This window comes from Streptomyces sp. NPDC059900 (genome assembly GCF_050270335.1).
Taxonomy (GTDB): Bacteria; Actinomycetota; Actinomycetes; order Streptomycetales; family Streptomycetaceae; genus Streptomyces.
This window is the reverse complement of record NZ_JBNNJZ010000228.1, coordinates 1-12,626: the sequence shown is the minus strand read 5'-3', so window position 1 is coordinate 12,626 and position 12,626 is coordinate 1. Positions and strand designations below refer to the sequence as shown.

The window sequence follows — 12,626 nt, the reverse complement described above, 5'->3', positions numbered from 1 at the left end:
CCCTCAAGGACAAGCAGCTCACCAAGCTCCGCCGGGACAAGATCGGCTTCATCTTCCAGGCCTTCAACCTGCTGCCGACCCTGACGGCCCTGGAGAACATCACGCTGCCGATGGACATCGCGGGCCGCAAGCCGGACAAGCAGTGGCTGGAGCAGGTCATCTCCATGGTCGGCCTGGCCGGGCGGCTCTCCCACCGGCCCACCGAGCTCTCCGGCGGCCAGCAGCAGCGCGTCGCCGTGGCCCGCGCGCTCGCCTCGCAGCCCGACATCATCTTCGGCGACGAGCCGACCGGCAACCTGGACTCGCGCTCGGGCGCCGAGGTCCTGGGCTTCCTGCGCAACTCCGTACGGGAGCTGGGGCAGACCGTCGTCATGGTCACGCACGACCCGGTGGCCGCGGCGTACGCGGACCGCGTGATCTTCCTGGCCGACGGGCGGATCGTCGACGAGATGCATGGGCCGACGGCCGAGGGGGTCCTTGACCGGATGAAGGACTTCGACGCCAAGGGGCGTACGAGCTAGCCCCTCCCCGCGGGAGCTGCGTTCTGCCCCACCTGCGGGTACGTCGTGGCTGATCGCGCAGTTCCCCGCGCCCCTTACGGGGCCCTCCTCGTCCCACTCCTCCCTCCACAGGACTTGAACTCCCATGTTCCGTACCGCCCTGCGCAACGTGCTCGCGCACAAGGCCAGGCTGCTGATGACCGTGCTCGCCGTCATGCTCGGCGTCGCCTTCGTCTCCGGCACCCTGGTCTTCACCGACACCTTCGGCAACGCCTACAAGAACAAGTCGGCGAAGAGCTTCGACCACGTCTCCGTCGCCGTACAGCCCGAAGGCGGCTCCTCCTCCTTCTACGGGCCCAGCACCGACGAGGAGGACGCCAAGAAGCCGCCGCGCCTGACCGACGCCCTCCTGAAGAAGGCCCGGAACCTGCCCGGCGCCGAATCGGCCATCGGCGGGGTCACGGGCTTCACCGCGGTCGCCGACAAGGACGGCAAGCTCGTCGGCGGGGAGTGGGGCACCAGCGGCGCCAACTACTACCCCGGCAAGGACGGCAAGGACCCCCGGTACGACTTCACCGAGGGCGCGGCCCCCAAGTCCGCCGGTGACATCGCCCTGGACTCCAAGACCGCCGAGCGCACCGGCTACAAGGTCGGCGACTCCCTGCGCTACTCCACCGACGGACCGGTGAAGCAGGCGAAGATCAGCGGCATCTTCGACACCGAGGACGGCAGCGTCCTCGCGGGCGGCAGCCTGGTGGTCTTCGACAACGACACCGCGCGCACGGTCCTCGGCAAGAGCGAGTACGACGAGATCGACGTGAAGGCCGCCGCGGGCACCTCCGAGACGGCGCTGAAGAGCTCGGTCGAGAAGATCCTGCCGAAGGACACGGAAGCCGTCACCGGCGGTCAGCTCTCCGACGACCAGGACAAGATGATCGAGCAGCAGACCAGCTCGATGAGCCAGGTCCTGCTGATCTTCGCCGGTATCGCGCTGTTCGTCGGCATCTTCATCATCGCCAACACCTTCACCATGCTGGTCGCCCAGCGCACCAAGGAACTGGCCCTGATGCGCGCCGTCGGCGCCTCGCGCCACCAGGTGACGCGCTCCGTGCTCATCGAGGCGTTCCTGGTCGGCCTGGTGGCCGCGGTGACCGGCTTCGCGCTCGGCATCGGCGTGGCCATGGGCCTGGAGTCCCTGATGAACGCGGGCGGCGCCTCGCTGCCCGACGGGCCGATCGTCATCGCCCCGACCACGATCGTCGTCGCCCTGGTGATCGGCGTGCTCGTGACCATGCTGGCCGCCTGGCTGCCGGGCCGCCGCGCCGCGAAGATCCCGCCGGTCGCCGCGATGAACAGCGTCCACGCGACGCCGACCACGCGTGGTCTCGTCGTCCGCAACACCATCGGCTCGATCATCGTCGCCGTCGGCACGATGCTGCTCTTCATGGACGACAACTACGTGATGGCCGCCGGCGCCGCCGTGATCCTGGTCGGCGTCATCGTCCTCACGCCGCTCCTGTCGCGCCCGTTCATCGCCGCCTCGGCCCCGCTCCTGAAGCCCTTCGGCGTCACGGGCAAGCTGTCCCGCCTCAACGCGGTGCGCAACCCGCGCCGCACGGCCTCCACCGCGTCGGCCCTGATGATCGGCCTGACCCTCATCACCGCGATGACGGTGATCGCGACCTCCATGAGCAGCGCGATCGACAAGATGGCCGCGGGCTCCCTGAAGGCCGACTACACCGTCTCCATGGCGAACTACCAGCCGCTGGCCCCCGAGGTCGCCCAGAAGCTGGCCAAGCTCCCGGACGTCGAGGCCAGCAGCCCGCTGCGTACGGCCTACGGCGAGGTGGACGGCTCGTACTCCCAGGTGTCCGGCGTCGACGAGAAGGCCTTCGGCGAGGTCGCGAACCTCGACTTCACCAGCGGCTCGCTCGCCGGCCTCAAGGGCAACTCCACGCTGATCGACAAGGAGACCGCGGACAAGAAGGGTCTCAAGGCGGGCGACACCGTCCCGGTGAAGTTCGACGACGACAAGACGGCCCGGCTGAAGATCGCCGGTGTCTACCAGCAGAACGAGATGATCAACGGCCTGTTCACGCCGCTCGCCGTGGTGAACCCGCACCTCTCCAAGATCACCGACGAACAGGTCCTGGTGAAGATGAAGGGCGGCATGTCCGACGAGGCCGAGGACACCATCGTCAAGGCCCTCGGCGACAACCCGGCGCTGAAGATCCAGGACAAGGACGCGATCAGCAATGAGGTCGGCGGGGCCATCAACATGGTCCTGAACATGCTCTACGGGCTCCTCGCGATGGCCATCCTGATCGCGGTGCTCGGCGTCATCAACACCCTGGCCATGTCGGTCTTCGAGCGTAAGCACGAGATCGGCATGATGCGGGCCATCGGCCTCGACCGCGCGAAGGTCAAGCAGATGGTGCGCCTGGAGGCGGTCCTGATCTCCCTGTTCGGCGCGGTGCTCGGCATCGGTCTCGGCCTCTTCATGGGCTGGGCCGTGGGCAACAGCGTCGCCGACTCGGTGGCGACGTACACCATGGAGATCCCGGCGGGCCGCATCGCGGTCTTCCTCGGGATCGCGGCCCTGGTCGGTGTCCTCGCGGCGATGTGGCCGGCCCGCAGCGCGGCCAAGCTGAACCCGCTGATGGCGATCAAGGCCGAGTAGCGCCTGACGGCAGGTGCACATGAGCGGGGCCCCGGACCTTCACCGTCCGGGGCCCCTTCACGTACGGGCCGCCGCTACTGCCAGGCGCGGGCCCGCAGCGGCATTCCGGAGGCGCCGGCCTCCGGGGTCTTCACCGCGAGGACCTGGTTGACGCCGATGCGGTTGCGCTCGAAGGCCAGCGCGGACGCCGCCATGTAGAGCCGCCAGATACGGGCGCGGCCCGGCGAGGTGAGCCGCTGGCCCTCCTTCCAGCGGGCCTCCAGGTTGGCGACCCAGCTGCGCAGCGTGAGGGCGTAGTGCTCGCGGATCGCCTCCACGTCGCGCACCTCGAACCCGGCGCGCTCCAGGATGCCGACGGTGGACCCGACGGGGGCCAGCTCGCCGCCCGGGAAGACATAGGCGTCGATGAAGTCGTCCACCGCGTACGCCGACTCGTCGGCCTGCGGCCGCCGGGCGATCTGGTGGTTGAGGAGCCTGCCGCCGGGCTTGAGAAGGGCGTGCAGGTCGTGTGCGTACTCCAAGTACTGCTCGGCGCCGACGTGTTCGGCCATGCCGATGGAGGAGATGGCGTCGTACGGGCCGTCGCGCACGTCGCGGTAGTCCTGGACGCGGATCTCGACCCGGTCGGTCAGCCCCTCCTCGGCGATGCGCTTCCTGGCGTACGCGGCCTGCTCCTGGGAGAGCGTGACGCCGACGACGGTGACGCCGTGCTCGCGCGCCGCGTGGATGGCCATGGAGCCCCAGCCGCAGCCGACGTCGAGCAGCCGCATGCCGGGCCTGAGGGCGAGCTTGCGGGCGATGAGCTCCAGCTTGTCGCGCTGGGCGTCCTCCAGGGTGGACTGCTCGGACTCCCAGTAGGCGCACGAGTAGACCATCGAGGGGCCGAGCACCAGCTCGTAGAAGTCGTTGCCCACGTCGTAGTGGTGGCTGATGGCCTGCCGGTCGCTGCCCTTGGTGTGCAGGTGCAGCTTCCGCGGCCTGCGCATCTCCTCCTGCGGCGGGGGCGGCGGCAGGAAGGGCGCGGCGAGGCCGATCAGGGAGCGGGCGGCGGCGCGGAACTGCGGGTCGCGCAGGGATTCCCTGAGCCCCTTGGCGCCCTCGTCCCGCTCCCAGATGAACTCCGCGAGCCGGTCGAGGACCGCGTACAGATCGCCGTCGACGTCCAGGTCACCGGCGACCCAGGCGCGGGCGAGACCCAGTTCGCCCGGCTTCCACATCACGCGGCGCAGGGCACGGCGATTGCGTATGACGAGGGTGGGGCCACCCGGTGGTCCCGCTTCGGAGCCGTCCCAGGCACGAATGCGTACGGGGAGCGGGGCTCCCAGCATCTGTTCGGCAAGGTGCTTCAGCCGCAGTGCGGCATCGGGCATGGTGCACACCTCCGTGACGGATAAATCCCGGATAGGTTCGACACCACGTAAACACCAACCGCACGCTTGCGCAGTCCCGTTGTCGCGTCACGGATCGGCAAAATACATGTAGCCACCATGTATGCAGTCCGGAAAAACCCGAAGGGGCCGCCCGCACCACGGATGGCGGGCGGCCCCTTCGGGGCTGATCAGTGACCGGAGGTCAGGAGGCCTTGGCCTTCTCCTCGGACCCGGCGGCGACCGGCTCGGCCTTGGCCGCGGCGGGCTTCGGCGCGGGCTTGGCGGCCTCGTAGAACTCCTCGCGGGGAGTCTCCATGGCGCCGAGCGAGACGACCTCGCGCTTGAGGAAGACCGCGAGCGTCCAGTCCGCGAAGACCCGGATCTTGCGGTTGAACGTCGGCATCGCCATGCCGTGGTACGCGCGGTGCATGTACCAGGCCAGACGGCCCTTGAGCTTGATCTTCATCTTGCCCATGACGATCATCGCGACGCCCTTGTGCAGGCCGAGACCGGCGACCGCACCCTTGTTGGCGTGGCTGTACTCCTTCTGCGGGAAGCCCCGCATGCCGGAGATGACGTTGTCGCCGAGGACCTTGGCCTGACGCAGCGCGTGCTGGGCGTTCGGCGGGCACCAGGCGTTCTCGTTGCCCGCCTTGCGGCCGACCATGTCCGGCACCTGGGCGTTGTCGCCCGCGGCCCAGATGTAGTCGGTGCCCTGGACCTGGAGGGTCGTCTGGGTGTCCACGTGGCCGCGGGGGCCAAGGGGCAGACCGAAGCGGGCGAGCGCCGGGTTCGGCTTGACGCCGGCGGTCCACACGATGGTGCTGGAGTCGACCTCCAGGCCGTTGTTCAGCACCACGTGGCCGTCCACGCAGGAGTCCATGCCGGTCTTGAGGTAGACCTCGACACCGCGGCCCTCGAGGTGCTCCTTGCCGTACTGGCCGAGCTTCGGGCCGACCTCGGGAAGGATCTTGTCCGCGACGTCGACGAGCACGAAGCGCATGTCCTCGCGCTTCACGTTGTTGTAGTACTTGGCCGCGTCGCGGGCCATGTCCTCGACCTCGCCGATGGTCTCCGCACCCGCGAAGCCACCGCCGACGAAGACGAAGGTCAGCGCCTTGCGGCGGACGTCCTCGTCCGTCGTGGAGTCAGCCTTGTCCAGCTGCTCGAGGACGTGGTTGCGCAGGCCGATGGCCTCCTCGATTCCCTTCATGCCGATGCCCTGCTCGGCGAGGCCGGGGATCGGGAAGGTGCGGGAGACCGCGCCCATCGCGATGACCAGGTAGTCGAAAGGCAGCTCGTACGCCTCGCCCACGAGGGGGGCGATCGTGGCGACCTTGCGGTCCTGATCGATGGTGGTGACCCGGCCGGTCAGCACTTCGGCCTTGGGCAGCACGCGTCGCAGCGGGACGACGACGTGCCGAGGCGAAATGCTGCCTGCGGCGGCTTCGGGGAGGAAGGGCTGGTAGGTCATGTACGACCGGGGGTCGACGACCGTGACGGTCGCCTCTCCGTAGCGCATCTTCTTGAGGATGCGCCGAGCTGCGTACAGGCCTACGTACCCACCGCCTACAACGAGGATCCTGGGACGCTCCGTGGTGCTCATGCCATCGAGTATCCACCTGCCCGAGGGGGGTCGCTCGTGCGCCCCTTCACAAGCATGGGCAGGCCCTCTGCTACACTTCGCCGCCCACGTGACACAGGCCATAGCGCCCCGGGGGAACCACGACACAACCCGAGACGTTGTGCACCCCTTGTGAGCTGCCGCTCTGGCCTCCGGGGCCCGGTGGACCACTCGCCCGGTCCACGCTCCGGACACACTCCCGAACCTTCACTGTCATGGGTCGCGAGGCCCTCAGGGGTCACATTCAGGGGCCCGGAGCCCCTGAATCTCGTCCAACCGAGCCGATTTCCTTGTGAAGAACTTCACGAAGTTTCCCGACAGGAAGTCGCCAGGGAGCCTTTCGGCCCCTCCGGCAGCCGCTCAGACGCTACATCACGCGCTCAGGCGATCGACCAGCCGATGCCGTCGAGGATGTCGTGCTCGCTCACGACGACCTCCCTGGCCCCGGTCCGTTCCATGATCGACAGGAGGACGAGCGCGCCCGACACGATGACGTCCACGCGGCCGGGGTGCATGACGGGGATCGCCGCGCGCTCGTCGTGCGTGGCCCGGCTCAGCCGGTCGACGATCTCGCCGACCTGCTCGTACGAGACGCGGGAGTGGTGGATCGCCGCCCAGTCGTATGTGTCGAGGCCGAGGGCGATCGCGGCCACCGTGGTCACCGAGCCCGCGAGCCCGACCAGGGTGCGGGCCTCGCCGATCGGCACGGTCTGCTCGGCGAGGTCCAGGGCGGCCCTGATGTCCGCCCGGACGGCGTCCAGTTCGGCGGGCGCGGGCGGGTCGGTGCGGATGTGCCGCTCGGTCAGGCGCACACAGCCGACGTCGACCGAGCGGGCGGCGCGGACCCCGTCGTCGCCGACCACGAACTCCGTGGAGCCGCCGCCGATGTCCACGACGAGGTAGGGCTTGGCCAGATGGTCGCTGCCCGTCAGCTCCTTCGTCGCGCCCGTGAAGGAGAACTCGGCCTCCTGGTCACCGCTGATGACCTCCGGCTCGACGCCCAGGATGTCCAGGACCCCGCGTACGAAGTCGTCGCGGTTCTCCGCGTCGCGGGACGCGGAGGTCGCCACGAAGCGGACGCGCTCCGCGCCGTGGCTCTTGATCACTTCCGCGTACTCGCGGCAGGCGGCGAAGGTCCGCTCCAGGGCCTCGGGGGCCAGGCGCCCCGTCTGGTCCACGCCCTGGCCGAGGCGGACGACGGTCATCCTGCGGTCCAGGTCGACCAGTTCGCCGGTCGCGGGGTCGGCGTCCGCCACCAGGAGGCGGATGGAGTTCGTGCCGCAGTCGATGGCGGCCACGCGGGTCACTTGGCGGGCTCCTCGTCGGCGCACGGCGTGACGCACGGCCCCTTGGCCCACCACTGGGGAAGCATCGCGATCGCCTCGTCGCCCAGGGGGTTCACGCCGGGGCCCGCGGCCAGGGAGTGGCCGACCAGGACGTGCAGGCACTTCACGCGATCCGGCATGCCGCCCGCGCTGGGGAAGCCCTCGAGGACCTCGATGGCGTCACGGCGGGCGATGTAGTCCTCGTGCGCCTTGCGGTACGCGGCGGCAAGGTCGGGGTCCGTCTTCAGCCGCTCCGACATCTCCTTCATGACGCCGTTGGCCTCAAGGGTGCCGATCGCGGAGGCGGCCCGCGGGCACGTCAGGTAGTACGTCGTCGGGAACGGCGTCCCGTCCGGCAGGCGCGGCGCCGTCTCGACGACGTCCGGCTGCCCGCACGGGCAGCGGTGGGCGATGGCCCGCAGGCCGCGCGGCGGACGGCCGAGCTGCTGCTTGAAGGCCTCGACGTCGGCGTCGGTGGGCTCGGTGCGCGGGGTGGTCGGCGGGGGCGTTTCCATGCCTGTCTTTCGATCGGTTCTCTACGAGAGGTGGGTTCTCTGCGAGAGGTATGGGTGAGAGAAGGTCAGTCCTCGTCCGGGCGGTCGGCCTTGTCGACGCCGTCCCAGACGTTGGAGTACCAGGGCCTGGCGGCCGCCCCCTGGTCGGAGCGCTGCTTCTTCGCCGCCGCGGGATCGATCACCGTATAGCCGGTCTCGCCCGGCATCACATAGTGCAGCCGGTCCCTGATGCGCTGCTCCGCGTACGCGTCGTCCCGCCAGCGGGCCTTCTCGTCCCGCAGCTTCTCGACGTTCTCGCGGCGCTCGGCCTGCTCCTTGCGCTGCTCGGCGATCTCCGCGCGCTGGGAGACGTACTGCCTTATCGGATAGGCGAGCGCGACGACCAGCGAGCAGAGCACGAGCGCGAGGAGCGCGGCGCGTCCCGTGAGCCGGGAACGGCGCGCCTGTCGCTTCGTCTGGGAGCGGTAGACACGCTCCGCGGTCTGCTCGCCGAGCAGCCGCAGCCTGGTCGCGGTGGAGAACCGGTCGCGGTCCTTCACGGCCATGTGTGCCGCCTCCCCGATACGTACGAACGTCCCCGCACACGGTACGGGACCGAGTACGGGGACGTACGTAACTACTCAGCGGCGCCGGGGCCCGGGCTCAGAAGCTCAGCCCTTGAAGCGGGGGAACGCCGAACGACCGGCGTAGACCGCGGCGTCATCCAGGATCTCCTCGATGCGCAGGAGCTGGTTGTACTTGGCGACGCGCTCGGAGCGGGCCGGGGCGCCGGTCTTGATCTGGCCGCAGTTGGTGGCGACGGCGAGGTCGGCGATGGTGACGTCCTCGGTCTCGCCGGAGCGGTGCGACATCATGCACTTGAAGCCGCTGCGCTGGGCCATCTCGACGGCGTCGAGGGTCTCGGTCAGCGAGCCGATCTGGTTGACCTTCACCAGGAGGGCGTTCGCGGACTTCTCCTCGATGCCACGGGCCAGGCGCTCGGGGTTGGTGACGAAGAGGTCGTCGCCGACGAGCTGGACCTTGTCGCCCAGCTTCTCGGTGATGACGTTCCAGCCGGCCCAGTCGTCCTCGAACAGCGGGTCCTCGATGGAGACGAGCGGGTACGAGGAGACGAGCTCCTCGTAGTACTCGGTCATCTCGGCGGCCGAGCGGGACTTGCCCTCGAACTCGTACGAGCCGTCCTTGTAGAACTCGGACGCGGCGACGTCGAGCGCGAGCGCGATCTGCTCGCCGGGGACGTAACCGGCCTGCTTGATGGCCTCGAGGATGAGGTCGAGCGCGGCGCGGTTGGAGTCGAGGTTCGGCGCGAAGCCGCCCTCGTCGCCCAGGCCGGTGGACAGGCCCTTGTCCTTCAGGACCTTCTTCAGCGTGTGGTAGACCTCGGTGCCCCAGCGCAGGGCCTCGGAGAACGACTCGGCGCCGATCGGCGCGATCATGAACTCCTGGATGTCGACGTTCGAGTCGGCGTGCGACCCGCCGTTCAGGATGTTCATCATCGGAACGGGCAGCAGGTGCGCGTTCGGGCCGCCGAGGTAGCGGAAGAGCGGCAGGTCGGAGGCCTCCGACGCGGCGTGCGCGACGGCGAGCGAGACGCCGAGGATGGCGTTGGCGCCGAGCGAGCCCTTGTTGTCGGTGGCGTCGAGGTCGAACATCGCCTGGTCGATCAGGCGCTGCTCGGTGGCGTCGTACCCGACGAGCTCCGGGCCGATCTGCTCGATGACGGCGAGGACGGCCTTCTCGACGCCCTTGCCCTGGTAACGGTTGGGGTCACCGTCACGGAGTTCGATGGCCTCGAAAGCACCGGTGGACGCACCGGACGGAACGGCGGCACGACCCGTGCTGCCGTCGTCGAGGCCGACCTCGACCTCGACCGTGGGGTTGCCTCGGGAGTCCAGGATTTCCCGGGCTACGACGACGTCGATGGACGGCACGAGCATCTCCTTCTGGGATGTGACGCGAGTACGCGGGGCGTCGGCCCCGCGGACACGAGCCTAACCGGCTCCCGGACAACAGCCAGCCGACCGACCGTCCTGTGGACAAACCGAGAGCAAAATGTTTACGAACGGAACAAACATACCCCGCCCCCGGTGCGTACGGGGGATACGCGCACCGGGGGCGGGGTGGACCCGTGGGGACGGGGGCGGGCAGCAGCTACCGCTTAGCTGAGGTGGAGCTGCTGACCGGGGTAGATCATGTCGGCGTTGTCGATGATGTCGCCGTTGAGCTTGTACACCTTGTGCCAGCCGCCCTTGACGTTCTTCGCCTCGGCGATCTTGGAGAGGGTGTCACCCTTCTCGACCTTGTACTCGCCGTCGCCCTTCTTGACCTTCTTGCCGGTCGGGGTCTCGACGGTCTTCTTGGACTCGGTCTTGGGCGCCTCGGCCTTGGGAGCGGCCTTCTGCTGCGGCTGCTCGGTCTGCGGCGTGGGCTGGCTCTTGGGCTGCTCCTGGGTCTGCTGCGGGGCGCTCTCCTGCGCACCGCCACCCTCGTTGGAGGCGCCCGAGAGGCCGACGCCGCAGCTCGGCCAGGCACCCTTGCCCTGACCCGCGAGAACCTTCTCGCCGATCTCTATCTGCTGGGCCTTGGAGGCCTTGTCCGCGCTGGGCGCGTACTTCGTGCCGCCGTACGCCGCCCAGGTGGACGACGAGAACTGCAGGCCGCCGGTGTAGCCGTTACCGGTGTTGATCGACCAGTTGCCGCCGGACTCGCACTGCGCGACGGCGTCCCACTCGGAGTTCGTCGCGGCGGATGCCTGGCCGGCCGCCATCAGCGGGGCTGCGACCGCGACACCGGTGACGCCGGCGAGCGTGGCGACACGGGTGGCCTTGGACGGGCGGCGGTGCTTGCCCTTGCTGGAAAACAGCATGAGTGATCCCCTCACCGACGCCTGCGAGGTGAGCTGTCGGGTTCGGGCCGATGAAGTTGCCCGGCCGCGCTTCTGTGAGCGCGGCTTAACCCCTAGCCGTTTCCGTCCGTCTCCCCGCCTCGCTCTCACGAGGCCGTTCAACGGCCGGTCCGGGCGGAAACCTTGGGTCCCCCGCTCCTGCCTACGGCGCTTGCGCGACGACTGTTCCCGAACGGCCGTTGGCAGGACTCGGCGTACCGACCGGCGGGGCCCGCTGTGGCGAGCGGTCACGACCGTAGGCATGCTCCCGGCCGAATTCCAAAGACGATCAGGGCCTTTGAGACCCATGTCTCACTTGCGCCAATCTGGACATCAGGCGCAAAGCGACTCGCCAACTACCCCTACTTTTCGCCCAAATCGAGGCTCTGACCGGGAAGGATGAGGTCGGGGTCGGAGCCGACAGACTCCTCGTTCTCGGCGTACAGCTCGGTCCACCCGCCCCGCACGTCGAGGTCGTCGGCGATGACCGAGAGGCTGTCTCCGGAGCGGACCGTGTACGTCCCGTCGGAGCCGTCCTGCTGGCGCTCGTCGCCACGGGAGGCGTGCCGGCCCGAACCCTCGCGGGAGGAGTCCTCCGCGGCCTCGTCGTCCGCGCTGCCGCCGCGGTGGCGGCCTTCGCCGTCACCGGCCGAGGGGGTGGCGGCGGGCGAAGTGGCATCGTCACGGCCGGACTTGGCCGAGTCATCCGACTTGCCCGACTCGCCCGGCTCGTCGTGATTCTTGTCTCGCGCCTCGTCGTCGGCGCGGGAGTCGGAGCCGGAGCCGGATTCACCGGAGTCCTTGTCCGACGACTTGTCCGAAGGCTCGGCGCTTTCCGAGGAGTCGGCCGACTCGCTCGGCGACGTGCTCGGCTCGTCCGACTCCCCGGACCCGCCGGGCTTGGTCGACTCCGACGAATCCGACGACTCCGTCGACTCGTCGGAAGGCACCGTCGTGATCGGCGCGCCCGGGTCGACCTCGGCGGCGGCGCCGCCCTGCGTGAGGCCGGCGATCGGGGCGCAGCTCGGCCAGGCCTTGGGGCCCAGGTCGTCAAGGACCGTCTCGGCGACGGATATCTGCTGCGAGCGGCTGGCCTGGTCGGCGCTCGGGGCGAAGTCGAGGCCGCCGTAGTTCTCCCAGACCTCCTGCGAGAGCTGGAGTCCGCCGTAGTACCCGTTGCCCTCGTCCGCGCTCCAGGACCCGCCGCTCTCGCACTCCGCAAGCTTGTCCCACGTGGCGGTGTCCGCCGCGCTCGCGCTGGTGGCGCCGAGCAGCGGGATGGCGATCGCCGATCCGGCGACTCCTGCCGCGACGATCAGGGCCGGGGCCTGGCGGGGGCGTCGGTGACGACCATTGCCGGAGAGCATGCGGTTGCCTTTCGCGTGACTGGAGCGACGACTGCGGCACGGGGGGCCGAGTCGTCGTGAACGTAGCGGCAGTCGAACGCTTGTCACAAGTCGATGCAGCGGAGATCACGTGAAAGTCACAGTCTTGACGGCATGTCAGCTGGACGGTGTTCCGGGCGTCTGATATTTGCTCCGCTGTGCTGGTGCGAACTCCACGGGCAGGGTGCGCAGTCCGCGCATGATGAGCCCGCCACGCCATCTCTATCGAGGCTCTTCGCCACAGACCTGTGCGAGCAGCCCGGCACGGAGCCGCCCCGTCACCGTGAGCTGCGGAAGTGTCGGCCGCCTGTACGCCTGTGAGCCTCGCTCGTCGGCGCCCGAC

The 12,626-nt window shown here is 69.2% G+C and carries 10 protein-coding genes and 1 riboswitch; of the genes, 2 read left to right on the top strand and 8 right to left on the bottom strand.

What is annotated here, in order from left to right; all coding sequences use genetic code 11:
- Together ACQKIP_RS25865 and ACQKIP_RS25860 are read left to right on the top strand one after the other, a co-directional pair.
- A partial coding sequence (locus tag ACQKIP_RS25865) for an ABC transporter ATP-binding protein (protein WP_427744211.1) occupies positions 1 to 521 on the top strand: 521 nt, incomplete at its 5' end.
- A gap of 124 nt (positions 522 to 645) precedes the next feature.
- Positions 646 to 3,180 (top strand): ABC transporter permease, encoded by a 2,535-nt coding sequence (locus ACQKIP_RS25860; protein WP_365863816.1) that lies wholly within the window; start codon positions 646 to 648, stop codon positions 3,178 to 3,180.
- A gap of 74 nt (positions 3,181 to 3,254) precedes the next feature.
- Here ACQKIP_RS25860 and ACQKIP_RS25855 read toward each other — a convergent pair whose 3' ends face one another.
- The 8 genes from ACQKIP_RS25855 to ACQKIP_RS25820 form a co-directional block, all read right to left on the bottom strand.
- Entirely contained in the window at positions 3,255 to 4,550 is a 1,296-nt protein-coding gene (locus ACQKIP_RS25855; RefSeq protein ID WP_365863818.1) for a cyclopropane-fatty-acyl-phospholipid synthase family protein, read from the bottom strand.
- A 202-nt stretch (positions 4,551 to 4,752) separates the two neighbouring features.
- Positions 4,753 to 6,156 (bottom strand): NAD(P)/FAD-dependent oxidoreductase, encoded by a 1,404-nt coding sequence (locus ACQKIP_RS25850; RefSeq protein ID WP_365863819.1) that lies wholly within the window; start codon positions 6,154 to 6,156, stop codon positions 4,753 to 4,755.
- 398 nt (positions 6,157 to 6,554) lie between these two features.
- Positions 6,555 to 7,481 carry a Ppx/GppA phosphatase family protein gene (locus ACQKIP_RS25845; protein WP_365863821.1) on the bottom strand — a complete coding sequence of 309 codons (927 nt, stop codon included), beginning with the start codon at positions 7,479 to 7,481 and terminating at the stop codon, positions 6,555 to 6,557.
- Positions 7,478 to 8,014: a DUF501 domain-containing protein gene (locus ACQKIP_RS25840; RefSeq protein ID WP_365863822.1), complete on the bottom strand. Its 537-nt coding sequence runs from the start codon at positions 8,012 to 8,014 to the stop codon at positions 7,478 to 7,480. Before ACQKIP_RS25840 ends, ACQKIP_RS25845 begins: the two co-directional genes overlap by 4 nt.
- A gap of 65 nt (positions 8,015 to 8,079) precedes the next feature.
- Positions 8,080 to 8,559: an FtsB family cell division protein gene (locus ACQKIP_RS25835; RefSeq protein ID WP_365863824.1), complete on the bottom strand. Its 480-nt coding sequence runs from the start codon at positions 8,557 to 8,559 to the stop codon at positions 8,080 to 8,082.
- A gap of 105 nt (positions 8,560 to 8,664) precedes the next feature.
- The gene (eno, locus tag ACQKIP_RS25830; protein ID WP_365863826.1) at positions 8,665 to 9,945 is read right to left on the bottom strand and encodes a phosphopyruvate hydratase; all 1,281 of its coding nucleotides are present in this window, start codon (positions 9,943 to 9,945) and stop codon (positions 8,665 to 8,667) included.
- Positions 9,946 to 10,172: 227 nt separating this feature from the next.
- Complete coding sequence (locus ACQKIP_RS25825; protein WP_365863828.1) at positions 10,173 to 10,880, bottom strand: transglycosylase family protein; 708 nt, start codon at positions 10,878 to 10,880, stop codon at positions 10,173 to 10,175.
- A gap of 3 nt (positions 10,881 to 10,883) precedes the next feature.
- Positions 10,884 to 11,079, bottom strand: a riboswitch (cyclic di-AMP (ydaO/yuaA leader).
- Between the two features lie 181 nt (positions 11,080 to 11,260).
- Positions 11,261 to 12,265: a transglycosylase family protein gene (locus ACQKIP_RS25820; RefSeq protein WP_365863830.1), complete on the bottom strand. Its 1,005-nt coding sequence runs from the start codon at positions 12,263 to 12,265 to the stop codon at positions 11,261 to 11,263.
- Positions 12,266 to 12,626: the final 361 nt, after the last annotated feature.

Coding starts and splice junctions, on each gene's coding strand:
- ACQKIP_RS25820 (WP_365863830.1), bottom strand. CDS start 12,265: ATGCTCTCCGGCAATGGTCGTCACCGACGCCCCCGCCAGGCCCCGGCC.
- ACQKIP_RS25860 (WP_365863816.1), top strand. CDS start 646: ATGTTCCGTACCGCCCTGCGCAACGTGCTCGCGCACAAGGCCAGGCTG.
- ACQKIP_RS25850 (WP_365863819.1), bottom strand. CDS start 6,156: ATGAGCACCACGGAGCGTCCCAGGATCCTCGTTGTAGGCGGTGGGTAC.
- ACQKIP_RS25840 (WP_365863822.1), bottom strand. CDS start 8,014: ATGGAAACGCCCCCGCCGACCACCCCGCGCACCGAGCCCACCGACGCC.
- ACQKIP_RS25825 (WP_365863828.1), bottom strand. CDS start 10,880: ATGCTGTTTTCCAGCAAGGGCAAGCACCGCCGCCCGTCCAAGGCCACC.
- ACQKIP_RS25855 (WP_365863818.1), bottom strand. CDS start 4,550: ATGCCCGATGCCGCACTGCGGCTGAAGCACCTTGCCGAACAGATGCTG.
- ACQKIP_RS25835 (WP_365863824.1), bottom strand. CDS start 8,559: ATGGCCGTGAAGGACCGCGACCGGTTCTCCACCGCGACCAGGCTGCGG.